The 23,971-nt window shown below is 73.1% G+C and carries 24 protein-coding genes, 1 tRNA gene and 1 pseudogene; 12 read left to right on the top strand and 14 right to left on the bottom strand.

All coding sequences use genetic code 11. The features are described from left to right. Positions 1–8 precede the first annotated feature (8 nt). Positions 9–1,643 carry a fatty acid--CoA ligase gene (locus AB0L34_RS00565; protein ID WP_363700739.1) on the bottom strand — a complete coding sequence of 545 codons (1,635 nt, stop codon included), beginning with the start codon at positions 1,641–1,643 and terminating at the stop codon, positions 9–11. A gap of 98 nt (positions 1,644–1,741) precedes the next feature. On the opposite strand from AB0L34_RS00565, the gene AB0L34_RS00560 reads away from it, so the two are divergent. Next, positions 1,742–2,233 (top strand): NUDIX domain-containing protein, encoded by a 492-nt coding sequence (locus AB0L34_RS00560; RefSeq protein WP_350701761.1) that lies wholly within the window; start codon positions 1,742–1,744, stop codon positions 2,231–2,233. 54 nt (positions 2,234–2,287) lie between these two features. Here the strand turns inward: AB0L34_RS00560 and AB0L34_RS00555 are convergent, their stop codons facing one another. Next, positions 2,288–3,955, bottom strand: a complete 1,668-nt coding sequence (locus tag AB0L34_RS00555; protein WP_363700681.1) for an MDR family MFS transporter — start codon at positions 3,953–3,955, stop codon at positions 2,288–2,290. Between the two features lie 118 nt (positions 3,956–4,073). Continuing rightward, positions 4,074–4,634 carry a type 1 glutamine amidotransferase domain-containing protein gene (locus AB0L34_RS00550; RefSeq protein ID WP_357452824.1) on the bottom strand — a complete coding sequence of 187 codons (561 nt, stop codon included), beginning with the start codon at positions 4,632–4,634 and terminating at the stop codon, positions 4,074–4,076. Positions 4,635–4,751: 117 nt separating this feature from the next. On the opposite strand from AB0L34_RS00550, the gene rfaE2 reads away from it, so the two are divergent. Both rfaE2 and AB0L34_RS00540 read left to right on the top strand, forming a co-directional pair. Beyond that, a complete protein-coding gene (gene rfaE2 / locus AB0L34_RS00545) occupies positions 4,752–6,752 on the top strand; it encodes a D-glycero-beta-D-manno-heptose 1-phosphate adenylyltransferase (protein WP_363700679.1) in 2,001 nt (666 codons plus the stop codon). After that, on the top strand, positions 6,749–7,627 hold the full coding sequence (locus tag AB0L34_RS00540; protein ID WP_363700677.1) for a glycosyltransferase: 879 nt from the start codon (positions 6,749–6,751) through the stop codon (positions 7,625–7,627). The genes rfaE2 and AB0L34_RS00540 overlap by 4 nt, the downstream gene beginning before the upstream one ends. Positions 7,628–7,678: 51 nt before the next feature. Here AB0L34_RS00540 and AB0L34_RS00535 read toward each other — a convergent pair whose 3' ends face one another. The 3 genes from AB0L34_RS00535 to AB0L34_RS00525 all read right to left on the bottom strand — a co-directional run bounded on the left by AB0L34_RS00535 (position 7,679) and on the right by AB0L34_RS00525 (position 10,005). After that, positions 7,679–8,800: a glycosyltransferase family 9 protein gene (locus tag AB0L34_RS00535; RefSeq protein ID WP_363700675.1), complete on the bottom strand. Its 1,122-nt coding sequence runs from the start codon at positions 8,798–8,800 to the stop codon at positions 7,679–7,681. A gap of 9 nt (positions 8,801–8,809) precedes the next feature. Next, complete coding sequence (locus tag AB0L34_RS00530; RefSeq protein ID WP_357452807.1) at positions 8,810–9,343, bottom strand: Hsp20/alpha crystallin family protein; 534 nt, start codon at positions 9,341–9,343, stop codon at positions 8,810–8,812. A gap of 155 nt (positions 9,344–9,498) precedes the next feature. Next, positions 9,499–10,005 (bottom strand): DUF2231 domain-containing protein, encoded by a 507-nt coding sequence (locus AB0L34_RS00525; RefSeq protein WP_363700673.1) that lies wholly within the window; start codon positions 10,003–10,005, stop codon positions 9,499–9,501. Between the two features lie 148 nt (positions 10,006–10,153). Between AB0L34_RS00525 and AB0L34_RS00520 the strand changes: the two genes are divergently transcribed. The 5 genes and pseudogenes from AB0L34_RS00520 to AB0L34_RS00500 form a co-directional block, all read left to right on the top strand. Beyond that, complete coding sequence (locus tag AB0L34_RS00520) at positions 10,154–10,771, top strand: pyridoxamine 5'-phosphate oxidase family protein (RefSeq protein WP_363700671.1); 618 nt, start codon at positions 10,154–10,156, stop codon at positions 10,769–10,771. Between the two features lie 76 nt (positions 10,772–10,847). Further along, on the top strand, positions 10,848–11,456 hold the full coding sequence (locus tag AB0L34_RS00515) for a helix-turn-helix domain-containing protein (protein WP_363700669.1): 609 nt from the start codon (positions 10,848–10,850) through the stop codon (positions 11,454–11,456). Then, positions 11,453–12,742 (top strand): MFS transporter, encoded by a 1,290-nt coding sequence (locus tag AB0L34_RS00510; protein ID WP_363700667.1) that lies wholly within the window; start codon positions 11,453–11,455, stop codon positions 12,740–12,742. Before AB0L34_RS00515 ends, AB0L34_RS00510 begins: the two co-directional genes overlap by 4 nt. Positions 12,743–12,851: 109 nt before the next feature. Next, a complete protein-coding gene (locus AB0L34_RS00505) occupies positions 12,852–13,475 on the top strand; it encodes a hypothetical protein (RefSeq protein ID WP_363700665.1) in 624 nt (207 codons plus the stop codon). A gap of 223 nt (positions 13,476–13,698) precedes the next feature. Further along, a pseudogene (locus AB0L34_RS00500) lies at positions 13,699–14,148 on the top strand (SRPBCC family protein); the annotation flags it as partial. Positions 14,149–14,552: 404 nt separating this feature from the next. Here the strand turns inward: AB0L34_RS00500 and AB0L34_RS00495 are convergent. The 3 genes from AB0L34_RS00495 to AB0L34_RS00485 form a co-directional block, all read right to left on the bottom strand. Continuing rightward, on the bottom strand, positions 14,553–14,957 hold the full coding sequence (locus tag AB0L34_RS00495) for a VOC family protein (RefSeq protein ID WP_363700663.1): 405 nt from the start codon (positions 14,955–14,957) through the stop codon (positions 14,553–14,555). A 64-nt stretch (positions 14,958–15,021) separates the two neighbouring features. Then, on the bottom strand, positions 15,022–15,438 hold the full coding sequence (locus tag AB0L34_RS00490; protein ID WP_363700660.1) for an ester cyclase: 417 nt from the start codon (positions 15,436–15,438) through the stop codon (positions 15,022–15,024). Between the two features lie 54 nt (positions 15,439–15,492). Beyond that, positions 15,493–16,038: a DUF4240 domain-containing protein gene (locus tag AB0L34_RS00485; protein ID WP_363700658.1), complete on the bottom strand. Its 546-nt coding sequence runs from the start codon at positions 16,036–16,038 to the stop codon at positions 15,493–15,495. 206 nt (positions 16,039–16,244) lie between these two features. On the opposite strand from AB0L34_RS00485, the gene AB0L34_RS00480 reads away from it, so the two are divergent. Both AB0L34_RS00480 and AB0L34_RS00475 read left to right on the top strand, forming a co-directional pair. Then, the gene (locus AB0L34_RS00480; protein WP_363700656.1) at positions 16,245–16,880 is read left to right on the top strand and encodes a flavin reductase family protein; all 636 of its coding nucleotides are present in this window, start codon (positions 16,245–16,247) and stop codon (positions 16,878–16,880) included. Positions 16,881–17,013: 133 nt separating this feature from the next. Beyond that, entirely contained in the window at positions 17,014–18,012 is a 999-nt protein-coding gene (locus AB0L34_RS00475; RefSeq protein WP_363700737.1) for a hypothetical protein, read from the top strand. Positions 18,013–18,232: 220 nt separating this feature from the next. On the opposite strand, the gene AB0L34_RS00470 is transcribed toward AB0L34_RS00475, so the two are convergent. After that, the gene (locus tag AB0L34_RS00470; RefSeq protein WP_363700654.1) at positions 18,233–18,493 is read right to left on the bottom strand and encodes a hypothetical protein; all 261 of its coding nucleotides are present in this window, start codon (positions 18,491–18,493) and stop codon (positions 18,233–18,235) included. Positions 18,494–19,470: 977 nt separating this feature from the next. Here AB0L34_RS00470 and AB0L34_RS00465 point away from each other — a divergent pair. Further along, positions 19,471–19,692 (top strand): hypothetical protein, encoded by a 222-nt coding sequence (locus AB0L34_RS00465; RefSeq protein WP_363700652.1) that lies wholly within the window; start codon positions 19,471–19,473, stop codon positions 19,690–19,692. A 17-nt stretch (positions 19,693–19,709) separates the two neighbouring features. On the opposite strand, the gene AB0L34_RS00460 is transcribed toward AB0L34_RS00465, so the two are convergent. Beyond that, positions 19,710–19,783: transfer RNA gene (locus AB0L34_RS00460), tRNA-Thr, on the bottom strand. 139 nt (positions 19,784–19,922) lie between these two features. On the opposite strand from AB0L34_RS00460, the gene AB0L34_RS00455 reads away from it, so the two are divergent. Then, entirely contained in the window at positions 19,923–21,680 is a 1,758-nt protein-coding gene (locus AB0L34_RS00455; protein ID WP_363700650.1) for a metallophosphoesterase, read from the top strand. Between the two features lie 125 nt (positions 21,681–21,805). On the opposite strand, the gene ricT is transcribed toward AB0L34_RS00455, so the two are convergent. The 3 genes from ricT to AB0L34_RS00440 all read right to left on the bottom strand — a co-directional run bounded on the left by ricT (position 21,806) and on the right by AB0L34_RS00440 (position 23,971). Beyond that, complete coding sequence (gene ricT, locus AB0L34_RS00450; protein WP_357452580.1) at positions 21,806–22,645, bottom strand: regulatory iron-sulfur-containing complex subunit RicT; 840 nt, start codon at positions 22,643–22,645, stop codon at positions 21,806–21,808. 334 nt (positions 22,646–22,979) lie between these two features. Next, on the bottom strand, positions 22,980–23,666 hold the full coding sequence (locus tag AB0L34_RS00445; RefSeq protein ID WP_363700648.1) for a hypothetical protein: 687 nt from the start codon (positions 23,664–23,666) through the stop codon (positions 22,980–22,982). Further along, on the bottom strand, positions 23,666–23,971 hold the full coding sequence (locus AB0L34_RS00440) for a hypothetical protein (RefSeq protein WP_350701801.1): 306 nt from the start codon (positions 23,969–23,971) through the stop codon (positions 23,666–23,668). The genes AB0L34_RS00445 and AB0L34_RS00440 overlap by 1 nt, the downstream gene beginning before the upstream one ends.

The raw sequence follows: 23,971 nt of genomic DNA, 5'->3' as shown, positions 1-23,971 counted from the left end.
TGAAAACGTTACGGGGCCGTCAGCTCCCGGACACTCAGCTCGCCCTCGGCGTACCTCGAACGCACCACCTTCTTGTCGAACTTGCCGACGCTGGTCTTCGGCACCGCGTCGATGACCGCCCAACGCTCCGGCAACTGCCAGCGGGCCACCGACCCGGCCAGGAACTCCCGCAACTCCTCCGGGTCGACCGACGCCCCCTCGCGGAGGACGACGGTGGCCAGGGGCCGCTCCCCCCAGCGCTCGTCGGGCACCCCGACCACGCAGGCCTCCAGCACGGCCGGGTGGGCCATCAGCGCGTTCTCCAGCTCCACCGAGGAGATCCACTCGCCGCCGGACTTGATCACGTCCTTGGACCGGTCGGTGAGGGTGATGTAGCCGTCCGGCGAGAGGGTGCCGACGTCGCCGGTGCGCAGCCAGCCATCACGGAACTTCTCCTCGTCCGGGGTGTCGTCGCCGAGGTAGCGGGCGGTCACCCAGGGCCCCCGGACCTCCAGCTCGCCCACGGACGTGCCGTCGGCGGGCATCGGCTCGCCCAGCGGGCCGACGATCCGGGCCTCGACCCCGGCCGGCACCCGGCCCTGCGTGTAGCGGTAGCGCCAGGCGTCGTCGCCGGTCGCCCCGGCCGGCGGGCGGGCCACCGAGCCGAGCGGCGACATCTCGGTCATCCCCCAGGCGTGCACGATGTCGATGCCGTGCCGCTCGCCGAACGCGTGCATCAGTGCCGGCGGGCAGGCCGACCCGCCGACGATCACCTCCTGCAGCGAGGAGGTGTCCACCTCGTGGCCGTCGAGGTGGGCCAGCAGGTCGTTCCAGATGGTCGGCACCGCCCCGGCCAGGGTGGGCCGCTCGGCGGCGATCATGTCGGCGATCGGCGCGGCCTGGAGGAACCGGTCCGGCATGATCACCGACGCGCCGGAGATGAACGCCGCGTAGGGCAGGCCCCAGGCCATCGCGTGGAACATCGGCACGATGACCAGCTCGCGGGTGGTCGGGCCGAGGCCGAAGGACTCCGGCATGCAGACCTGGAGGGAGTGCAAGTATATCGACCGGTGCGAGTAGGCGACGCCCTTGGGGTGTCCGGTGGTCCCGGAGGTGTAGCAGAGGGCGGCGGCGGCGCGCTCGTCCACCTCCGGCCAGTCGTAGACGTCGGGCCGATCGGCCAGCAGCGCGTCCCAGTGGTGTACGACGATCCGGTCGCCGGCCGCCGCCATCAGCGGGGCCGGGTCCCCGCCGCCGACCACGACCACGTGCCGCACCGTGGTCATCTCGCCGATCACCCGGGCGAGCAGCGGGATGAGCGTCGAGTCGACCAGCACCACCCGGTCCTCGGCGTGGTTGGCGATGTAGGCGACCTGCTCCGGGAAGAGCCGGATGTTGAGGGTGTGCAGCACGGCGCCCATGCTCGGCACCGCGAAGTAGGCCACGAGGTGCTCGTTGTTGTTCCACATGAAGGTGGCGACCCGCTCGTCGCCGGTGACCCCGCACTCGTCGCGCAGCGCGTGGGCCAGCCGGGCGGCCGTCCGCCCGACCTCGGCGTACGACATGCGGCGCGGTTCGCCGCCGGTCCATGTGACGACCTCGGCCGTGCCGTGCACGGTCGAGCCGTGGGTGAGGATCCGCGCGACCTGGAGGGGGGCGTCCATCATCGTGCTACGCATGGGTAACAAATTAGTGTCGCCGGTCACACCTTGGGAACCCTGGAAAACCCGTCCGCCCCCGGCCGGCCCCGTAAATTGTCCGGGTGAGCATCTCCTGGGCCGATTCGTACGTGGGCCAGTTGCGCGCCCTGGCCGGTGACCGGACGCTGATGTTCGTCGGGGCCCGCGCCGTGGTCCGCGACAACGCCGGGCGCGTCCTGCTGATCCAGCGCTCCGACAACCACCAGTGGGCCCTGCCGGCCGGCGCGATGGAGCTGGGCGAGTCGATCGCCGACTGCGCCGTCCGCGAGGTACGCGAGGAGACGGGCCTGCGCGCCCTGCGGGTCAGCGCCTTCGCCCTCTACACCGGCCCGGACCGCACCCACACCAACATGTACGGCCACACGTACCAGATCTTCACGACCGCGTTCCGCGTCGAGGAGTGGGACGGCAACCTGGCCCGGGTCACCGACGAGACCGTCGACGCCGGCTTCTTCCACCGGGAGCAGTTCCCGGCCCCGCTCTCCACGAGCGTCCCCGAGACCCTCGCCGACCTCGACGTCTTCGAGCAGACCAACCGGCTGATCCTCAAGTGACCCGGGCCGGGGCGCACCCCGGACACCGATCGCGCCCGGAGTGACAGCCGAGGGTCAGAGCATGGTCTGGCTCTTCGCCTCCATCTCGGCGGCGGCCTCCTCCTTCGACTCCCGGGACAGCGGCTTGCCGCCCGGCGCCGGGGCCTCGCCGCCGAGGCCGTCCGTGCCGCCCGTGGCGCCGCCGGGGCCCGCCCCGCGCAGCTTCTCGTTCGGCAGCGCGAGGGTGACCAGCACCGCCACGATCGCGATCAGCCCGGTGGTCAGGAAGACCAGGTGCAGCGACTCGACGAACGACACCTGGACGGCCGCGCGGACGGGGGCGGGCAGGGCCAGGATGGTGGCCGGGTCGTTGACCGAGACGTCCGCTCCGCCGCTCGCCGCCACCGCGGCCTGCTGCTGCGGCGGCAACTGGGCGATCGCCCCCGGCAGCCGGCCGGCCAACTCGGACGTGAGCCGCGACGACAGCACCGCGCCGAGGATGGCGACGCCGAACGACCCGCCCAGCGACCGGAAGAACGTCGCCGACGAGGTGCCGGCGCCCAGGTCCCGCATCGAGACGGCGTTCTGCACGGCCAGGATCAGCGACTGCATGCAGAGCCCCAGCCCGACGCCGATCACCACCATGAAGCCGAAGGCCGCCCAGAGCGAGGTGCCCACCTCCAGCCGGGTGAACAGCAGCATGCCGACCACCAGCACCGCCGCACCGGCCACGGGGAACCACTTGTACCGCCCGATCCGACTCATCGCCCGGCCGGTCAGCACCGAGGTGACGATGATGCCGGCCATCATCGGCAGCATCAGCAGGCCGCTGCGGGTCGGCGAGGCGCCCTTGACGATCTGGAGGTAGAGCGGGATGAAGATGATCGACCCGAACATCACCAGGCCGAGCACGAAGCCGGCGCTGTTTGCCAGGGCGAAGGTGGCGCTGCGGAACAGCCGCAGCGGCAGGATCGGCTCGGCCACCCGGGCCTCCTGGAGCACGAAGAGCACGCCGAGCACCGCGCCCGCGACGAAGAGCCCGATGATCACACCGGAGCCCCAGGCGTACTCGTTGCCGCCCCAGCTCAGCGCGAGCAGCAGACAGCTCACCCCGGCGACCAGCAGCGCCGCGCCGAGCCAGTCGATCGCGTGGTCGCGCCGGGTGAACGGGATCAGCCGCATCACCCGGGAGCAGACCACGATCGCCAGGATCGCCAGCGGCACGTTGACGTAGAAGATCCACCGCCAGTCGGTCTCGGCGAAGTAGCCGCCGACCAGCGGCCCGGCGACCGAGGAGAGGCCGAAGACCGCCCCGAACAGCCCCTGGTAGCGACCGCGTTCCCGGGGCGTGACCACGTCCGAGATGATGGTGAACGCCAGCGTCATCAGGCCGCCGGCGCCGAGACCCTGGATCCCGCGGGTGACGATGAGCTGGGTCATGTCCTGCGACAGGCCGGCCAGCAGCGAGCCGAGCAGGAACGTGCCGATGGAGAAGAGGAACACCGGGCGGCGCCCGTACAGGTCGGCCATCTTGCCGTAGAGCGGCGTCGAGGCCGTGGAGGCGAGCAGGTACGCGGTGACCACCCACGAGTAGTGGTTGATCCCGCCCAGCTCGCCGACGATCGTCGGCAGGGCGGTGCCGACGATCGTCTGGTCGAGCGCGGCCAGCAGCATGCCGGTCATCAGGCCGAACATGAGCAGCCGGATCTGCCGCCTGTTGAGCACCGGGGCTTCCGTGGTCATCCCAGGTCCTTTCCCCGCCCACCCGAAACATGCGTGCCGGCTGGTCGCCGGTCGGGTCGACCGCGAGTCGGCCGGCGGTGCCGGCCGTCGGCCCGCCGACCGCACGGTCGACGAGGGGTCACCGGGACGGGTGCGGCCCCTCGGCGAACTCCTCGACGATCTTCGCGCAGAAGGCCGGCAGGTCGCCGGGCTTTCGGCTGCTGACCAGCCCGTCGTCCGTGACGACCTGCTCGTCGACCCAGGTCGCGCCCGCGTTGGTCAGGTCGGTGCGCAGGCTCGGCCAGGAGGTCATCCGGCGGCCCCGCACCACGTCCGCCTCGATGAGCGTCCACGGGCCGTGGCAGATCACCCCGACCGGCTTGCCGGCGTCGAAGAACCCCCTGACGAAGCGCACCGCGTCCGGGTCGGTCCGCAGGAAGTCCGGGTTCGCCACCCCGCCGGGCAGCACCAACGCGTCGTAGCCGCCCGCGTCCGCGTCGGCCACGGTCACGTCCACGTCGTACGCGGTGGACTGGTCCAGGTGGTCGAAGGACCGGATCGTGCCGGGCCTGAGCGAGACCAGCACCGCCGTGGCGCCGGCCCGCTCCACCGCCTCGCGGGGCTGGACGTACTCGACCTCCTCCACGCCGTCGGCGGCCAGGAACGCGATCCGCTTGCCCTGAAGTGTCGTCGCTGCCATGTCGGTGTCCTCTCCTCTCCGGGGTACCGTCCGTCCCTTCCCGGGGCCCGGTGCCCGAAACCCGCGCCGGGGGTGCGCCCAGGTTTGACGGGGGTGCCGAGGGGGACCCCGGGAGGCATGGCAGCAGCAGCGGAACAACGCCGGCTCGCCACGGTGGTGGAGGGCTGGCTGGGGCGTCCCGTCCTGGTCATCGGCGACGCCATGCTCGACGACTGGCGGTTCGCCGAGTCCGACCGGCTCTGCCGGGAGGCGCCCGCCCCCGTCCTCACCCTGCGCCGGCGGATCTCGGCGGCCGGCGGGGCGGCGAACACCGCGGTGAACGTCGCGGCGCTCGGGGGCCGGGCGGTGCTGGTCGCACCGGTCGGCGCGGACGTCGCCGGGGACGAGTTGCACGACTGTCTGGACCGGGCCGGCGTCTGGGACCGTACGGTCAACCAGCCCGGCCGCCCGACGCCGGTGAAGCGGCGCATGCTGGCCGGCAACCAGATCCTGCTGCGCGAGGACTCCGGCGACCCGGACGACGCGCTCGACGACGACGGGGTGGCCCGGCTGCTCACGGCACTGGACTGCGCCACCGAGGAGCTGCGCGCCGCCGCCGGTGGCGAGGCGCCCACCCTGGTGGTCTGCGACTACGGCCTGGGCGCGCTGCCCGCTCCGGTGCGCGCCTGGCTGGTCGCCCAGCGGGAGCGGTACGCGACGGTCGCCCTGGACGCCCACGACCTGGCCGACTGGCGTGGCCTCGCCCCGACCGTGGTGACCCCGAGCTTCGCCGAGGCGACCCGGCTGCTCGCCCGGGCCGCCGGCACCCGGCCGGCCCACGCGACCGAGCTGCACCTGGACCACCCCGACGGCGATCCGGCCGACGGCCCCTCCGAACTCACGGTGGGCGCCGCGCCGGGCGGCCTCGGGCCGCTCCACGGCATCCGCCACCCCGACGCGACGGGCTCGACCGGGAACGCCGGTGGCCTGCCCGGGACCCAGCCGGCCGGAAACGCCGGTGGCCTGCCCGGGACCCACCCGGCCGGAAACGCCGGCGGCGTGGCCGGGACCCACCCGGCCGGAAACGCCGGCGGCGTGGCCGGGACCGGCCCGGCCGGCGGCGGAGCGGGACCAACCGGGCACGGGGCAGGCCCCGTCCGCGGCGGTGTCGGGCCGACCGGCGAGCCGACGCCCGGCGAGGGCCGGGTGGCGATGACCGGGGACGGGCTCACCGTGACCGGCACCGGCGTCACCGTCAACGCCACGGCGGGCGAGGGCGTCGACCGGGCGGTGCTGGCCGAGTCCCGCCTCGCCGAACTGCGCGCGCACACCGGCGCCGACGTGGTGGCGGTGACCCTGGACACGGAGGGGGCGGTGGTCGGCGGGGCCGACGGCGAGCCCCGGCGCAGCCACAGCACCCCGGTGCCCGCCAGCCACGCGGTCGGCGCGGGGGACGCGTACCTGGCGGCGATGACGCTGGCGCTGGCCGCCGACGCGCCGCTGCCGACCGCCGCCCAACTGGCCCAGCTCGCCGCGACCATCACGGTCTCCGACACCGGCACCTGCGTGTGCCGCCGGGAGGACCTGCTCGCGGCCCTGGACGTGCCGGTCGACGGGGCGGGCCACCGGTCGCTGGTGGGGGCCGACGAACTGGCCGCGCTCGTCGCGGAGCACCGCCGGGCGGGCCGCTCGATCGTCTTCACCAACGGCTGCTTCGACGTGCTGCACCGCGGCCACGTGCGCTACCTGGAACAGGCCCGGGCGCTCGGCGACCTGCTGGTGGTGGCGGTCAACTCCGACGGCAGCGTACGCCGGCTCAAGGGCCCGGACCGGCCGGTGAACCCGGTCGAGGACCGGATCGCGCTGTTGGCCGCGCTGGCCTGCGTCGACCACGTGGTGGTCTTCGAGGAGGACTCCCCGGCAGGTCTCATCGAGACCGTCCGCCCCGACGTGTACGTCAAGGGCGGCGACTACCCGCCGGAGATGGTGCCGGAGGGCCCGCTGGTCCGCCGGCTCGGCGGGCAGGTCCGCACCCTCGGGTACGTGCCGGACCGGTCCACCTCGGCGATCATCGACCGGATCCGGTCGCACAGCCAGGAACCCCAGGGGGACTCCTCCCTGACGAGCAAGCCGTCGTGAGCCGCCCGCTCGACCTCGGCACGGCCGAGCGGTTCCGCGCCGAGCGGCTGCTCGACGTGCTGATCCCGACCCGCAACCGCCCGGCCGAGCTGGCGGTCACGCTCTCCGGGCTGGCCGCCGAGGAGGGCGTGCCCGGCTTCGGGGTGGTGGTCAGCGACCAGTCCGACGGCGACGCCGCGTACCGGCACCCGGCGTCGGCCACCATGGTCCGGGCGCTGCGTCACCGGGGCCACCCGGTGCTGCTGACCCGCCGGCTGCCCCGGCGCGGGCTGGCCGAGCACCGGGCCTACCTGCTCGCCGCCTCCGCCGCCCGGTACGTGCTCTGCCTCGACGACGACGTCTGGCTGGAACCGGGCACCCTGGGCCGGCTGGTCACCGCCATCGAGGAGCTGGGCTGCGGCTTCGTCGGCAACGCCGTGCACGGGCTGTCGTACGCCGACGACGTCCGGCCGGACACGCACCGGAACTACGAGGAGTGGACCGGGCGGCCCACGCCGGAACGGATCCGCCCGGGCACCCCCGAATGGGACCGGGCATCGATCCACTCGGCGGCGAACCTGCTGCACGTCACGCGGACGCTCGACCTGCCGCCAGGGGCCTGGCGGGCGTACAAGGTGTCCTGGATCGGCGGCTGCGTGCTCTACGACCGGGCCAAGCTCGTCGATTCCGGCGGGTTCGACTTCTGGCGGCGGGTGCAGGAGAAGCACCAGGGCGAGGACGTCGCCGCCCAGCTCGCCGTGTTGGCGCGCCACGGCGGCGCCGGCGTCCTGCCCAGCGGCGCGTACCACCTGGAGTCGCCGACCACCGTCACCGACCGGGACGTGGAGGCGTGGGAGGTCGTGCTCGCCGAGGAGGACGCGGCCCAGCCGGCCTGAACCCGCGATCGGCGGCCGTGCTCGGGGCGCGCCGGGCTCGGGGCACCGTGCTCAGGGCGCGCCGGGCTCGGGGTGCAGCAGCTCGCGGGCCGCCTCCACCACCTCCACCACCGGCACGTCGGTGACGAACGAATCCCGGTGCGGGCACTCGCCGTCGCCGGGGCGGTGCGGGTAGATGCCGGGGGTGCAGTCCACCCCGCAGACCGGGCAGAGCACCGTCCACGAGGCGATCGGCCGGTGCCGGCCGCGCAGCAGGTTCGCCACGTTGATCAGGTTGCCGACCCAGTAGACGCCGACGGTCGCGGTGCCCACGGCGGCGGCGAGGTGCAGCGGCCCGGTGTCGTTGGAGATCACCAGTTCGCAGCCGGCGTAGCAGCCGGCCAGCCCGCCGAGGCTGAGCGTGCCGACCTGCGGGCGGACCGGCACCCCGGCCGCCGCGACCACCCGGTCGACCACCTCCTGCTCCGCCGGGGTGCCGGTGACCAGCACCTCGTACCCGTCGCCGACCAGGTCGCGGGCGACCCCGGCGAAGCGTTCGGCGGGCCAGCGCCGGCGGGTGTCCGTCGCGCCGGGGTGCAGCGCGACCCTGGGCCGCTGCGGTGGGCCGAGCACCTCGGCCGCTTCGGCCCGGTCGGCGTCGGTGACGGCCAGCGCCGGGACGACCGTGGTGGCCGGCGCACCCACCAGCGCGGCCACCTCCAGGTAGCGGACCACCTCGTGCTGGTAGTAGACGTACCGGATCCAGCGGTCCAGCGGCGGCGCGTCCTCGGCGCGCAGCCCGGCGGTGACCCGGGCGCCGAGCGCGCCGACGAACGGGTTGGAGTTGGCGCCCCCGCCGTGCACCTGGAGCGCCAGGTCGAAACGCTCCTTGCGCGCCGCGGCGAGGAAGTCGTCCGTCGACGACTCCGGCTCGTCCGGCTCGGGGTGGCGGATCCCGGGCGCGGGCGGCACCACCATGACCCGGTCCACCGGGCCGGGCCGGTCGCGCCAGAGCTTCGCGTGCCACGGCGCGCCGAGCAGCACGATCTCCGCCTCCGGGTACGCGGCGCGCAGCGCGTCCAGCGCCGGCAGGACGAAGATGAAGTCGCCGAGCGCGTTGGCGCGCAGCACGGCGATCCGCTCGACGTCGGGCACGCGCCCGGCGACCGGGCCGAGCACGTCCGGGGTGACCACGGGCCCCCGCTACGGCCGGTCGGTCTCGCCGACGGCGATGTCCGGGTGGTGCATCTCCCGGTCGGCGGCCGGGTCGACGACGGTCCGCGTGCCCACCGGGGCACCGGGGCGGCCGACGGTGATGGTGCGGGGTGTGGGGCGGGCGGCCCGGGGCAGCCGGACCCGGAGCAGGCCATGGTCCATCACCGCGTCGATGGCGTCCGGGTCCACGCGGGCGGGCAGGTCGACCCGGTACTCGAAGCCCCGCGTCTCGAAGCCGCCGGGGATGCCCTGGTCGGCGTTGACCTCGGCCTCGGAGCGGGCCCGGACGCACAGCTCGCGGTCGTCCAGCTCGACCGCCACCTCCTCCGGCGCCACCCCGGGCAGCCGCACCACGACCTCCCAGCCGTCGGCGGTCTCGGCCAGCTCGACGTCCGGCGGCCCGGCCCGCCCGCCGACCAGCCGGCGCAGCTCGGAGCGCAGGGACTGCAACTCGCCCATCGGGTCCCAGCCCTGCTGCCGCCCGCGCCAGCCCCGGCCGGACCCGCCGCCCTGCTCACTCATGCCGGCCCTCCGCTGCGCTCCGTGCCACCATGGGCACCACCGCCCCGAGCCTGATGATTCGCTCGCTGTGCTCGCTCATGCCGGCCCTCCGCTGCGCTCCGTGCCGCCACGAGGCACCACCGCCCTGAGCCTGATGATTCGCTCGCTGTGCTCGCTCATCGCACCTCTCCGATCCGGTGGGTGGCCGCCGAGGAGCGCAGTGAGCTGGGCGCGTCCAGGCCGGCGTCCCGGTCCACACCGACGCCGAGCCGGTCGACCAGTTCCCCACCGAGCCAGGCGCTGATGCCGAGGATGGCCAGCGCGACCACCTCGATGGCGATCAGCGCGCCGCCGGCGGCCCGGGAGTCGGCGTTGAGCCGCACCGCCCAGGTCGCCGCGAACAGCAGGATCACGGCGAGGTTCGCGGCGGCATGGCTCAGCCCCACCCGCTTGGCGCGGGTCCCCGACGGGATGGCCAGGAGGTCGAACGTCCCGGCCGCCGCGGCCAGCAGGCCGCCGACCAGGCCGACGGTGATGTTCCAGTACGCGACCTCGCCGAGGAAGTCCGGCCCGCCGACGGTGTCCACCACGTCGAACAGGACCGCGGTGACCAGCAGGGCCACCGGGAACATCACCAGCATCGGGTGGACGGGGTGGCCCAGCACCTTGAGTCGGCTCTCCATCCGGGCCTCCACTGCTCGGTCTGTCCGGGCGCCTCGGGTGAGGCGGTACCCCCGCCGCCGACGGGCAAACCTCGCGCCGGCCGCCTCCCCCTAGGCTGGCGGGCGGCGGCCACGCCGCCACCGGAACCAACGCACGGGGGAGGGTCACGTGACGGTGGAGATCACGTCGCACGAGGAACTGCGCGAGCTGCTGGGGGCGCCGATGCCGCGGGCGCTGGCCAAGGAACGGCCCGTCCTGCACGAACGGGACCGGCAGTGGCTCGCCGCGTCACCGTTCTGCCTGGTGGCGACGGCCGGCGCGGACGGCAGCTGCGACGTCTCGCCGAAGGGCGACCCGCCCGGCTTCGCGCTGGTGCTGGACGACCGGACCATCGCGATCCCCGAGCGACCGGGCAACCGGCGCGCCGACGGCTACCGCAACATCCTCGACAACCCGCACGTCGGGCTGCTCTTCCTGATCCCCGGGCGCACCGACACACTGCGGATCAACGGCCGGGCGCGGCTGGTCCGGGACGCCCCGTGGTTCGACGACATGGTGGTGAAGGGTCACCGCCCGGTCCTCGCCGTGGTCGTGGAGATCGAGCAGATCTTCTACCACTGCGCCAAGGCGTTCCTGCGCTCGCAGCTGTGGCAGCCGGAGAGCTGGCAGCCGGAAGCGCTGCCGTCCCGGGCCCGGCTGATCAAGGAGGTCGAGAACCCGGCCGAGAGTCTGGCCGACCTGGAGCGCCACTACGGCCCGGGCTACGCCGCCACGATCTATTCCTGACCGCCGTCCCGGTGCGGTTTCGGCCGCCTCACCTCCACCATTGCTAAAGACATCTTTATAAAGATAGCTTTAGGGTATGTCCCTACCCGAGGTGAAGCTCTCCGACCCCAAGGCCCTGCGCGGCTACGCGCACCCGCTGCGGATGGCCCTGATCGGGCTGCTGCGGCAGCAGGGCCCGATGACCGCCACCCAGGCCGCCGAGCGCCTCGGCGAGAGCGTGCCGAGCTGCTCGTTCCACCTGCGACAGCTCGCCAAGTACGGGCTGGCCGAGCGGGCGCCGGGCACCGACGCCCGGGAACGGCCCTGGCGGGCCACCGCCCTCAACACCTCCTGGGACGACGCCTCCGACGACCCCCAGACGCGGGCGGCCGTCGACGAGCTGAACGCCGTCCAGCTCGCCCTCTACACCCGCCGCGCCGAGGAGTTCCTGAGCCGACGGGCCGACGAGCCGACGGAATGGCGGGCGGTCACGGGGTTCAGCGACCGGCCGGTGCACGTCACCCCCGACGAGATGGCCGAGCTGACCGCGCGGATCGAAGCCCTGCTCGCGGAGTACGACGACCGGATCACCGACCCGACGAAACGTCCGGCCGGCAGCCGGAAGGTCAGCCTCATGCACCTGGCCGTCCTCACCGATCCGCCGCCGGCCGGAGCCTCCGCCGGCGAGCAGGGCAGTGCGCGATGAGCGCCGAGGCGACCGCCACCCCGGTCACCGCCCCGCCCGGCAGCCCGTCCCGACGCGGTCCGCTGCCCCGGCTGCTGCGCGATAGGGTGTTCCGCCGGTACTGGTCGGCGCAGACCGTGTCGTACTTCGGCGACGAGATCTCCGCTCTGGCCCTGCCGCTGCTGGCCGTGCTGGTGTTCCAGGCCACGCCCGCCGAGATGGGCTACCTGACCGCCGCCGCGCTCGTCCCGAACCTGCTCTTCTCGCTGCTCGCCGGCGCCTGGGTGGACCGGTACCCGCACAAGCGCCGACTCATGATCCTCACCGACCTCGGCCGGGCGCTGCTGCTCACCGCCGTGCCGGTCGCCTACCTGCTGGGCGTGCTCACCCTGACCCAGCTCTACGTGGTGGCCTTCGCGGTCGGCACGCTCGCCGTGCTCTTCGAGGTCGCCCGAGGGCCGCTCTTCGTCTCCGTCGTGGCCCGACCCGACTACGTCGAGGCGAACACCCTGGTCAACGGCAGCCGGGCGATGTCCCACGTGGCCGGGCCAAGCATCGGCGGGGCCCTCGTGCAGGTGCTCACCGCGCCGATCGCCCTGATCGCCGACGCCCTGTCGTACGTCGTGTCCGCGTACTTCCTGATGCGGATCCGGCCGACGGAGCCGGCGCCCGCCCGCGGCGGCCTGGCCCTCGGCGGTGGGCTGGGCTTCATCGCGCGGACACCGATGATACGCGCGATCCTGCTCGGCACCACCACGCTCAACCTGTTCAACTTCATGCTGGCCGCGCTGTTCGTGCTCTACGCCACGCAGGAACTCGGCCTCTCGCCCGGCCTGCTGGGCGCGGTGCTGGGCGCGGGCGCGGTGGGTGGCCTGATCGGCGCGGCGCTGACCGGCCCGCTGGTCCGCCGCTTCGGCGTCGGGCTGACGCTGCTGGCCGGGTTCGTCCTCTTCCCTGCCCCCATGCTGCTCATTCCGCTCGCCGGCGGGCCGACACCGCTGGTCGTCGGGATGCTCTTCGCCGCGGAGTTCCTCGCCGCGATCGGGGTGATGCTGCTCGACATCACGACCGGCTCGGTGCAGACGGCGCTGACCCCGCAGACGCTGCTGGCCCGGGTGGCCGGGGCTCGGCGCACCATCAACTACGGCATCCGGCCGATCGGCGCGCTGCTCGGCGGCGCGCTCGGCAGCACCCTCGGCGTACGGCCGGCACTGTGGATCGCGACGGCGGGCGCCCTCGCCGGGGTGCTCTGGGTGTTCTTCTCGCCGGTCCGTCACCTCCGTGACCTGCCGGAACAGGCCGACTGACGGGGCCGGACGTTTGCGGTGGCCGCCGAGGGTACTGCTGTCGGGGACGGCCCGGCGCGTCACACGGCGCCATTCTCTGGACACGGGTCGAAGGAAGGACGGACCTCCCATGCCCACGCGAAGCAGCTCGGGGTCGACCGCGACCAAGAACCCCCCGGGCAACCAGACGCCGAACACCCCGGACATCAACGAGAGCGAGATCGCCCGGATGAAGGTCGACGACCTGCGCGACCGGCTGCGCCGGCGCGGCGTCACCGACACCGCCGACATGAAGAAGGACGACCTGGTCGAGGCCCTGGTCACGAGCCTCCGGGACGGCTCGGACTCCTCCGGGCCCGGCTCCTCGGGCTCCTCGTCCGGCGGCATCCGGACCGGCGCGCAGACCTCCACGTCGGTCAGGTACTCGCAGGTCATCGACTCCGTGGACGACGAGCCGGAGCGGCCGGGCCGCAGCCTGGTCACCACCGACCACGAGGTCATCCGGCAGTGGGCCGAGGCCCGCAAGGGCGTGCCGTGCACCGTCGACGGCACCGACCACGACGGCCACGCGGGCGTCCTGCGCTTCGACTTCCCCGCCAACGGGCGCGAGGACCGGCTGCGTGAGATCAGCTGGGAGGAGTGGTTCGAGGCGTTCGACAAGCGCCGGTTGAACTTCATCTACCAGGAGGAACGCGCCGACGGGCGGCAGAGCAACTTCTTCCGGCTGGACAGCCCGGACCGCGCGGACGGCTGAGCCCTCGTACCGCACGGCAGGCCCGGGTCGGCATCCCGCCGGCCCGGGCCGCCGCGGCTCGACGGCACGTCCTCGCCCGGCTCGCCGACGTCGGGCTCGCTGTCCGATGTGGTGTTCCGCCAGGTCCGGCGATTGAGCGTCATCACCGGGGGTAGGAGTTCACACGGACGAGGGACGGCTCTCCCCTCCGACGAGAGCAGTTCGACCAACGAGGAGGATCACCGTGACCACGAAGGTCGAGAAGTCCATCGAAGTGCAGGTTCCGGTCAGCACCGCGTACAACCAGTGGACGCAGTTCGAGGAGTTCCCCCGGTTCATGGGGGGCGTCCGCGAGGTGCGCCAGCTCGACGACCGACGGATGCACTGGGTCGCCGAGATCGCGGGCGTCAAGCGTGAGTGGGACGCGACGGTCCTGGAGCAGGTGCCCGACCAGAAGGTGGCGTGGGCGGCCACCGAGGGCGCGACCAACGCGGGGGCGGTCTACTTCCAGCCCGTCGGCCCCGACCGCACCATGGTCCGGCTGCACCTGGAGTACGAGCCCGAGGGCATGATCGAGAAGGCCGGCGACAAGCTGAACATCGTCGAGCGGCAGGCCGAGTCCGACCTGCGCAAGTTCAAGTCGTACATCGAGGAGCGCGGCGTGGAGACCGGGGCCTGGCGCGGCACGGTCGACGGCGGCCTCGGGGTCGGCACGCCGGGCGTCGAGCACGCCGCGGGCACGCGGGGCGACAGCGGCAAGGCCGGGGTGTCCGGCAAGGCCGTGGCCGCGGGCACCGCGGTGGCCGGGGCGGCGGCGGCCGGAGCCGCCGCGGCCACGAAGCGCCGCTCCGACACCGACGAGGACGGCCGTCCGGCCACCGGGACCGACGCGGGGTATGTGGTGCCCGAGACCGGGACCGCCGGCTACCCGCACCGCACGCTCTGAACTTTCCGTACGCCCAGGAGCGCCAGCGACCGGCCCAGGTCCCCGAGACCTGGGCCGTCGCTCGTGCCCATCCCGACCCCGGCCGCCCACCGCCCCGTCCGCCCGGGGATGCTGAGACGGCCGCGGGGCGCGCTTCCCTTTCGCGGGCGGCGTCAGGCCGTCTCCGCGGACACCATCCACAGGTGGCCGTCCGGATCGGCGAAGGCGCCCGCGTAGCCCCACGGCTGCTGGCCCGGCTCGACGACCACCTCCGCGCCGGCGGCCCGGGCCCGCTCGACGAGCTGGGCCGCCTCGGCCGACGTCGCCGCCGACAGGCTGAGGACGCACTCGCTGTGCCCGCGCCGGGCGACCTCGTGACGGCCGATGACCCAGCCGAAGCCGCCAGCCGGCACCAGCATGACCCGGAGACCGTCGTTGAGCACGAACTGCAACGGCTCGGGGATGCCGTCCTCCGCCGGTTCCCCGACGGCGTCCAGGCCGAGCCCTTCCGAATAGAAGCGGTACGAGGTCGGGCGGTCGGCGATCGGCAGGCTGACGACGACCGGTGCGTACTGCATGAGGCTGCCTCCAGGTTGACGGACGACGTGAGTCGTCAGGGTGGACGCCGACGGGCGCCGGAACTCATCGCTCCAGCTGCGCCCGGAGGCCGTACCGGTCGATCTGGATCCAGTACTCCACGATCAGCCCGTCGACCACCCGGTAGACCGCGCTGGTCACCTGGGTCACCGGCGCCCCGGTGGGCGCGAGACCGTCGACCTCCCCGACGTGGTGCCCCCGCTGCGTCCAGCGCGCGTAGACCTTCTCGCCGGAGCCGAAGAGCTCGTCGACGGTGAGGGTGAAGCGGCCGTACGCGTCGAGCATCTCCGTCACGTGCTCCGCGTACTGCTGGGGACTGCGCTCGACCACGGCCGGGGCCTCGGCCTGCACCTGGCGGGCCGTCACCGTCGGGGCCATGAAGCGCCCGGCCTGGGAAGGGTCGACGCCGGACCGGACCACCTCGAGGAACGACCGGACCACGGCCACCGGATCACTGTGCATCACGAGAGTATTCCCGCAGGTCGTCGAACTGGCGGCGCGGACCGGCCCCCTCGGTCACTCGGGCCAGCCCGCCGCGTTCCTGCAAGACTCCCGCGAGATGCCGGAGCCGGTTTCCGGCCACTCGCCGAACCGCTTGTTGTGCAGGTGGGCGAAGAAGTAGCACATGCTCTCGCACGTGCTGTCCGGCACGGCCACGGCGGGGTCGGCGTTCACCGCCTCGTAGAACTCGCGCCCGAGCGCGACGATGTGACCCCGGGCGTAGAGGAAGCCGTCGTCGGACCCATCGGTCACCTCGTGGACGTCCGCCCGGTCGATGTCGTGCAGCTTGCGCTCGACCACCCGGTCCAGATCGGTCAGCTCCTGGCTGGACAGATCCGCCGAGAGCTGGCGGAGGTTGTCGAGGAACGGGTTGAGCCACGCGTCGATGGCGTAGAGGCTGTCGTCATCGACGTCGGCTTTCGGGTCGCGGGTCAGGAGCGCCCGGCGGAGCGCGGCGGGCTCGGCGCCCAGCCGTTCCCAGGCGGACTCGACGAGAGCCCAGAACCGGGCCTCGTCGTCGGCGCTCGGCAGCTTGGCGATAGCACTGGCAGGATCAGTCACGGCGGGAGCGTAGCGACCGCGACCGACAACCTCGCCCCGCCGAGGCGACACCGCCGACCTGCCTCCCTCGTTGCCCGTGCCGCCCGCTCCCACCGGTGCTTGCGTGACCTGGTCCGCCTGCGGTCGCCTCACCTCCGGCGAAGCTCCGGTCGCCGGTCAATCGCTTCGGTGGGTACCGAAGCGTCACGCCCGTACCGTCGGCGACCATGACGACGACGACCAGCTCATCCGCCGCCACCGAGCATCTGACGATCAGCCCGAAGGTCCTGTACTTCGGGACCCCGGTGGTGCTGCTGAGCACCGAGAACGACGACGCCAGCGCGAACCTCGCACCCATCTCCTCGGCGTGGGCTCTCGGCCACGTCGTGGTGCTCGGACTCGGTCGCGAGGGCCAGAGCGCCGACAACCTCGCCTCACGCCCCGAGATGGTGATCAACTTTCCGGCCGCGCATCAGTGGGAAGCCGTCGAACGCCTCGCCCCGCTGACCGGCCGGCACCCGGTACCGGTCCAGAAGCGTGACCGCTTCCGTTACGAACCGGCGAAATTCGAGGCCGCCGGGCTGCGCCCGCAGCCATCGCAACACGTGCGACCACCCCGGGTGGCCGACTGCCCGCTGCAACTGGAGGCCCGCGCCGCGCACGTCCGCGCCGACGCAGGCGGCGACTTCCTGATCGTCGAGGCCCACGTCCTGGCCGTGCACGCCGACGCCCGCATCGTCGTGCCGGGAACCCACCACGTCGACCCGAAGTCCTGGAACCCGCTGATCTACAACTTCCGCCACTACTTCGGCCTCGGCGACCAACTCGGTCACAGCTTCCGCTCCGAGACGCCCACGGTGTGACCGCCGACGGCGTTGACGATCCGCCCGCCCCGCGCTCGGCCGGGGCCGCCTCTCATTCGGGCGGAACCGGCGCGGGGTGACGGCCGCCGCCACTAGCGTCGGGACCATGCCCGCCCGTCCGTCCCGATGGTCGATGCCGCCGCGGGTGCTGGAGGCACCGTCGTACCTGCAGGCGTTCGTGCTCTCCGGGGTGGTGACGGTGCTGGTCACGCGGGCCTTCCTCCAGGCGGCCGGCTTTCCGCGGCTCGGCGGCGGCGGGCTCCACATCGCGCACGTGCTCTGGGGTGGGCTGCTGATGACCGCCGGCCTGGGTGTCGCGCTGGTCTTCCTCGGCAGCGCCCCGCGCATCCTGGGCGCGATCCTGGGCGGGACGGGGTTCGGGCTCTTCATCGACGAGGTGGGCAAGTTCGTCACGGCCGGAACCGACTACTTCTACGCCCCGGCCGCCGGCATCATCTACGGCACCTTCGCCCTGCTGGTCGTGATCACCCAGGCGATCCGTGGGCGGACCAGGCTCTCCGGCCCGGAGCGGACGGCCAACGCGCTGTACACGGTGGTCGGCGGGCTCCGCACGGGGCTCACCGATCAGCGTCGCACAGCGGTCATGCGTCAGGTCGACGGCTGCGGCCCGGACGTCGAGGAGGCGGTGGCGAGGCTGCTGGACGCCGTACCCCGGCGTGAGCCGGCCGGCCCCCGGTTCTGGCAGCCCTGGCTCAGCCGGGCCCGCCGGGCGGTGATCTGGGTGACCACCCACCGGTGGGTGGTGTCGCTGGTGGTGCTCTACCTGGTGGGCGAGCCGTTCGTCGTCGTGCTCACGGTCGTGCAGGACGCGGTCACCGGCCTGTTGCCCGACCAGCGGGAGTGGCGGGCGGTGGTCGGGGTCTCGGTCTCCGCGCTGATCACCGCGGTGCTCGGCATCCGCGGGGCGTTGCTGCTGCCGCACGGCCGGGTGCGAGCCTTCCGGCTGTTCAAACTCGCGCTGCTCGTGGACCTGCTGTTCGGGCAGATCTTCAGCTTCACCGTCGATCAGTTCGGGGCGCTCTCCGCGCTCTGCGTGGACCTCTTCCTGCTCGCGGTGGTGACGGCCGAGTACCGCCGGCTCTGCCGGCAGGCACCGACGTCACGCAAGTGAGGTGCGGCTGACCGGCTTCGGCTGGTCGCTCTGCCACCTGATCGGCGGCGGCCTGAAGAAGCGGCGAAGCCGCTCGTTGACTGGACTTCGGCACCGTCGCGCGGTGCCGTCCAGGACGTGTTTCCCCCACCGCTCCTGTACACAGCGTGCGGCCTCCCGATTCTGGTCGGGAGGCCGCCGTCGACTGAAATTCAAGCGCGGGAAGTGTGGGAACCGGCGATCAACGGACGAGGCGGATTTCCACCGGGCCGGTGAAAGCACCGCCGTCGAAATCCGAAGCCGTGGCCACGGCCAGGCCCGGGTGGTACGGCGAACCGCTTCGCGACTGCACGAGAATCTGCGATGTCTGCGTGAAGGAACTGCAGGTGCTGAAGAGGAAGCCGAAGCCCTCCACGAGTTCGGTTCCTCTGGCCTGCGCGACGTAGACCTCAATGTTGGCGGGTTCGGAGGGGGTGCACTGATAGGTGACCGAGACGGTCACGAAGACCCCTTGGGAGCTGACTTGTGCTGTCGGAGAGATCTCGATTTGCGAGACAGCGGCTGAGGCAGGAGTGGGGTAAACCAGGACCGCAACGAGGAATACGACACCTGCCAACAGTGCCGACACCCGTCTTTTCATGATCCAACTCACCTTCCTTACGACTACCGCCCCGTACACAATTTCGGGGCATCGGTCGGCGTCGTTCAGGCATCACGCTACTCGTGACACTCCGTGATCGGCCTGACCGAGCAGGCGGTGGTGGCCGACTGATCGGCCCGGTTTGTTTTTGGATGATCGGCCGATGCCACGCCCTCATCCGAGCCTCGAACCGCGCATCACTCTCCCCCACCGGTGCTGGCCGCCTTGACGTGTACGCGGGGGCTGTTCGGTGAGGACCTGGACGCGGTCATCAACCGGCTGGACGAGGCGACCGCGGCGCGGGATGCGGACCGTCCGCGGCTAGCAGGCAGACTTCTGGACGAAGGTCTCGCGTTCCCCGGTGTCCGGGTCGCCGGCCCATCGCCACAGGCTCACGTCCCCCCGCCAGTTGCGGTCAGCGTTGAATCAAGGCTTGTTCCGGGTTCCTTCATCCTCAGGAACAGCCGACCGTCCGCTGCCAAGTCGTCCGGACGCAGCAGGCCGCTGCCGGAAATCGTGTCCCTAGACCCGTCCTCGTTGTGACCGAACATGACCTCAGACACCGTGAAGGCGCGATTTGGCGCGATCTCGATGACCCCACCCTGGCGGGACTGGAAGACCCCGCACAGAGCGTGTAGGCGAACCGGCCACAGTGCGCGCCAGGCAAGGGCACATGGCAACAGCGCTACCAGGAGGCCCGCGGCCACAAGCGCGGTCTTTCCCCTACTCATGCGCTCGCCTCCCGCCGATGTCCGCCGTCAGCATCGCTGACACCACCGGCTGTGCTTGCAGGCGGATCTCCTCGTCGGGCAGTCTCCGACCTTCCAGCGAGTCTCGCCGTGGCGGCGGGCACCAACGTCAAGGCGGTGCAGCGGATGCTCGGGCACGCCTCGGCGTCGATGACGCTGCACGTGCTCGCGGGGCGGTTCGGTGACGACCTGGACGCGGTCGCCAACCGGCTGGCCGAGGCGGTCGCCGCACGGGACAGGGACCAGTCAAGGACTCGACGCGTCAGCGGCGGCGTGACCGATCTCGGGAAACGGCGAAGCCCAGGTCGTTGACCTGGGCTTCTTCACCGAGCCGCCTGACGGAATCGAACCGTCGACCTACGCATTACGAGTGCGTCGCTCTAGCCGACTGAGCTAAGGCGGCAACGATCGTCAAGTGTACGGCACGTCCGGCCGCCCGGCCGAGCGGGATCCCCCCACCCGCCCCGCCGACCCGGACATCCGGGGCCGATCCGTCGTTCGCCGGACAGCGATGGCGGCGGGTCCGGACTACGCTGCGGCGGGTGACGGACGATCGTGCCCCCGACGACGACCCGCAGGACGGCGCGGCGGCGAGCCCGCACGCGAGCGAGGCGGCCGGCGGGCGGGCGGCGCGCCGACCGCGCAGCACCGATCCGCGCGAGCTGGGCTTCACCCCGCGCAAGCCCGTGCCGTGGCTCGCGCCCTTCCTGCTGATCAGCACCGGCATCCGTACGCTGCTGGCGATGCTCTTCGGGGCGTACCTGGACAAGCGGGAGCTGCAGAACGCGTTCGGCGACGGGATCTTCCGCCAGGTCGGGCCGGACGGCGGGCTCTGGCTGGACTACGTGGCCGACCTGGGCGACGGTTTCAACGCCACCTACTCGGTGGCCTACCTGATCGCTCAGCGCGAACTGGAGGTGGACGGGCACCGGCTGCCCCGGGCGCAGACCCTGGTGATGGGCGGCGACCAGGTCTACCCCTCGGCGGCGTACGAGGCGTACGAGGACCGGTGCAAGGGGCCCTACCAGGCCGCCCTGCCCGTCAGCCCGCCCGAGCGGCCGACGCTCTTCGCGGTCCCCGGCAACCACGACTGGTACGACGGCCTGACCGCCTTCCTACGGCTGTTCGTCCGGTCCCGGGACCGGCACTTCGGCGGCTGGGACACCGGCCAGTCCCGCTCGTACTTCGCCGTCGAACTGCCCGCCGACTGGTGGCTGCTCGGCCTCGACGACCAGTCCGGCTCGTACCTGGACGACCCGCAGCTCACCTACTTCGACAAGGTCGCCGAGCGGCTGGGCCCGCAGAGCCGGGTGATCCTGACCGTGCCGGCGCCGACCTGGGTCAAGGCCGTCGACCACCCCACGGCGTACGACTCGATCGACTACTTCATCCGCACGATCATCGCGCCCACCGGGGCGCAGGTGCGGCTGCTGATCTCCGGCGACCTGCACCACTACGCCCGGTACGCCGGCCCGGACCGGCAGTTGATCACCTGCGGCAGCGGGGGCGCGTACCTCTACCCGACGCACAAGCTCCCGGAGCGGATCGAGGTGCCCCCGCGTGACACCCTCGCCCGGCGGGCCAGCACCTCCCGCCCGTACGACCTGGCCGGCCGCTATCCGGACGCCGCCCGCTCCCGGCGGTACGGCTGGGGGATCTTTCCCCGGCTGCCGCTGCGCAACCCGGGCTTCACCACCCTGCTCGGCACCCTGCACACGCTGCTGATGCTGGCGATGGCCGGCGTCGTGAGCAACCGGACCGGCACCGAGCAGCGACTGTTCAGCGTGCCGCTGGTGGCGATGCTGGTCGTCACGGTGCTCGCCGCGGCCTTCTTCGCCAAGCCGCCCAGCTCCGGCGGGAAGCGGCACGCGCGGCACTGGATCCTCGGCGTGGGTCACGGCCTGGCCCACGTCGGGCTGGCCGCCGCCGGCACCTGGGCCTGGCTGGCCCTGCCTCTCTACGACTGGCCGTGGCCGCTGCCGGCCGTCGCCGCGGCGGTGGTCTACGGCCCGGTGAGCGGGCTGGTGGCGAGCCAGCTCGTGGCCGCGTACCTGTTGGTGGCGGGCGCGTTCGGGGTGAACGTCAACGAGCTCTTCGCCGGCCAGGGCATCGAGGACGCGAAGGCGTTCCTGCGGCTGCGCATCGATCCCGACGGCAGGCTGACGATCTATCCGATCGCGGTCGACCGCGTCGCCCGCCACTGGCAGGTCAACCCCGACCAGTCCCCCGAGTCCTCCTGGCTGGCGCCGAAGCACCCCCTCCGCCCCCGCCTGGCCGAACCCCCCACCACCCTCACCTGACCACCCCACCCCCGCCGGCCGCCGGCCTCGTTGATCATGAAGTTGTTGCAGCGACACGCCGATGTGGGTGACAACAACTTCATGATCAACCGGGCGGAGGCGCGGGGAGGGGGCTGGGGGCGGGGTCAGGGGTTGTAGTGCTGGTCGTGGGCCTGGCGGGGGCCGCAGACCGAGGCGCGGGAGCAGGAGCAGCGGGAGCCGTCGGCGTCCAGGCGGACCGTGACGGAGTCGCGCGGGACGCTGTGGCCGACCACCCGGCCGTCGCCCTCCGGCGTCGACACCCGCGCGCCGATCGCGGGGGCGGATTCCTGGAACCGCTGGTAAAGAGGATGTTCGTATTTGAGGCAGCACATCAGCCGGCCGCACGCGCCGGAGATGCGCAGCGGGTTGAGCGGCAGGTCCTGGTCCTTGGCCATCCGGATGGTCACCGGCTCGAAGTCGGTGAGGAAGGTGGCGCAGCAGAGGTCGCGGCCGCAGGAGCCGATGCCGCCCTGCACCCGCGCGGAGTCCCGGGCGGAGAGCTGGCGCAGCTCGACCCGGCAGTGCAGGGTGGCCCCCAGGTCACGGACCAGCGAGCGGAAGTCCACCCGGTGCGGGGCGGTGAAGTAGATGGTGCTCCGCTCGCCGCTCCCCTCGCCGGAGCCGAACACGTGGTCGACCGCCACCACCTTCATCGGCAGGCCGTGCTCCCGGATCAGCCGCTTCGCCGCGACCTTCGCCTCGGCCTTGCGCCGGCGCACCGCCTCGTCGCGGCGCAGGTCCTCGTCCTGCGCCAGCCCGGCCAGCCGGGGGAACCCCGCCGTGTCCTCGGAGACCCACTGCGCGGCCCAGACGCACTCGGCCACCTCGGGCCCGTCGTCGGTCGGCACCAGCACCTTGTCACCGACCTGCGGGCGCAGCTCGCCCGGGTCGAGGTAGTAGAGGCGCCCGTACCGCTGGAAGCTGACCGCGCAGAGCATGCCCATGCCCTTCACCCTACGACGGCCGGGCGGCTGCGGGCGGGCCGGCCGTCGCCGCCCGGCTACGCCGTGCAGCCATCCACAGTGGTCGAATCAACCGATCCGCAGGCCACCTCGTCGTGCCGTCCCCCCTCGCCCGGACGGTTGATTCCGCTGCCCCGTACGGGACAAACGTGCACCGGAGGCGTTGAGTGAAGGCAGACCTGCGGGGGGTGCAGGGGAAAGGCCACGGCGTCGCCGCCGGAGCCCGGCCGGACCGGGCCCTGGGCGCGACGCCGTGCGCCGTGCCGGGGTCCGTCACGGAACCGCCGGGCGCGCCGCCGGACGGGGCGGTCGGGAACTACCAGCCGATCCGGGTGGGGGCGTCGTAGCGGGGACGGTCCGCCACCGGCTCCCACCAGCGGGACTCGGCCAGGCTCGGCCCCCACTGGCGCAGCAGCGTCTCCGCCCCGTCGTACGCGACGCAGAGCACCGCCAACACCCGCGCGGCGATCTCGGCGGCCTCGGTCCCGCCCGGCCCGGCCGGCCCCCGGTGCCCCGGTCCGCCGCCCGGCACCGAGGTCGCCGCGACCACGGCCACCGCTTCGGCGGAGCGCAGCACGTCGGCCAGCGCCCGGGCCAGCGCCCGCCGGCTGCCCTCCACCCAGTCGGCGAGCGCGTCGGCGTAACCGGCGGTCGACTCCAGCCGCCCGACCAGGCTCTCCGGCCCCTCGTCGAGATGGCGCAGCAGGGCCGTCCGGGCCTGCCCGTAGGTCGACGCCGCCGGACCGGACCAGAGGACCGGATCGGCCAGCGCGGCGGAGGCGTCGTCGTAGCCCCGGACGAGCCGGCGTGCCGCGTGGCCGGCGCCCGCCAGCGGCGCCGGGTGCAGGTCGAGGAAGTTCCGGACCGCCTCGCCGGGGAGCACCTGCATCCGGCGCAGCAGCGGCCAGACGCGGTGACCCTCGGGCGCCCCGGCGGCGAGCAGCGTGTCGACCCGGCCCAGCAGGTCGAGCCCGGGCTCGGCGAGCCGGTCCAGCGTGTCCATCACGCCTCCCCGGTCAGCCGGTGGCGGGCGGCGCGGTCGGCGTCGGCGTAGTGGTCGGCGGCGGCCCGCACCGCCGCCGCCGCGACCGCCAGCCGCTGCGCCACGGCGTGCGCCTCCCGGGCCCGGTCGCCGGTGGCCGCGATCCACTGCCGGTGCAGGGCCCGCCCGATCTCGCCGGGCCGGCCGGGGGCGTCGGCGCCGAACGCGGCCTGCGGCGGGTCGCCGGCGGTGACCGTGCGGGACACGGCCGTCATGGTCTCGCTCGCCTGGTCGAGCCGGGCGGCGAGGGCGTGCAGGGTGTCCAT

The organism is Micromonospora sp. NPDC052213 (assembly GCF_040679695.1).
Lineage (GTDB): Bacteria > Actinomycetota > Actinomycetes > Mycobacteriales > Micromonosporaceae > Micromonospora.
The sequence above is the reverse complement of the archived record's forward strand: the minus strand, read 5'-3'. Positions and strand labels throughout refer to the sequence as shown.

Bases quoted from the DNA above. Each gene is read 5' to 3' on its own strand.
- AB0L34_RS00530 (WP_357452807.1), bottom strand. From the start codon at position 9,343: ATGAGTGAGCAGGGCGGCGGGTCCGGCCGGGGCTGGCGCGGGCGGCAG.
- AB0L34_RS00565 (WP_363700739.1), bottom strand. From the start codon at position 1,643: ATGGACGCCCCCCTCCAGGTCGCGCGGATCCTCACCCACGGCTCGACC.
- AB0L34_RS00550 (WP_357452824.1), bottom strand. From the start codon at position 4,634: ATGGCAGCGACGACACTTCAGGGCAAGCGGATCGCGTTCCTGGCCGCC.
- ricT (WP_357452580.1), bottom strand. From the start codon at position 22,645: ATGGGCATGCTCTGCGCGGTCAGCTTCCAGCGGTACGGGCGCCTCTAC.
- rfaE2 (WP_363700679.1), top strand. From the start codon at position 4,752: ATGGCAGCAGCAGCGGAACAACGCCGGCTCGCCACGGTGGTGGAGGGC.
- AB0L34_RS00480 (WP_363700656.1), top strand. From the start codon at position 16,245: ATGACGACGACGACCAGCTCATCCGCCGCCACCGAGCATCTGACGATC.
- AB0L34_RS00490 (WP_363700660.1), bottom strand. From the start codon at position 15,438: ATGCACAGTGATCCGGTGGCCGTGGTCCGGTCGTTCCTCGAGGTGGTC.
- AB0L34_RS00525 (WP_363700673.1), bottom strand. From the start codon at position 10,005: ATGGAGAGCCGACTCAAGGTGCTGGGCCACCCCGTCCACCCGATGCTG.
- AB0L34_RS00510 (WP_363700667.1), top strand. From the start codon at position 11,453: ATGAGCGCCGAGGCGACCGCCACCCCGGTCACCGCCCCGCCCGGCAGC.
- AB0L34_RS00440 (WP_350701801.1), bottom strand. From the start codon at position 23,971: ATGGACACCCTGCACGCCCTCGCCGCCCGGCTCGACCAGGCGAGCGAG.
- AB0L34_RS00445 (WP_363700648.1), bottom strand. From the start codon at position 23,666: ATGGACACGCTGGACCGGCTCGCCGAGCCCGGGCTCGACCTGCTGGGC.
- AB0L34_RS00555 (WP_363700681.1), bottom strand. From the start codon at position 3,955: ATGACCACGGAAGCCCCGGTGCTCAACAGGCGGCAGATCCGGCTGCTC.
- AB0L34_RS00515 (WP_363700669.1), top strand. From the start codon at position 10,848: ATGTCCCTACCCGAGGTGAAGCTCTCCGACCCCAAGGCCCTGCGCGGC.
- AB0L34_RS00475 (WP_363700737.1), top strand. From the start codon at position 17,014: ATGCCGCCGCGGGTGCTGGAGGCACCGTCGTACCTGCAGGCGTTCGTG.
- AB0L34_RS00495 (WP_363700663.1), bottom strand. From the start codon at position 14,957: ATGCAGTACGCACCGGTCGTCGTCAGCCTGCCGATCGCCGACCGCCCG.
- AB0L34_RS00505 (WP_363700665.1), top strand. From the start codon at position 12,852: ATGCCCACGCGAAGCAGCTCGGGGTCGACCGCGACCAAGAACCCCCCG.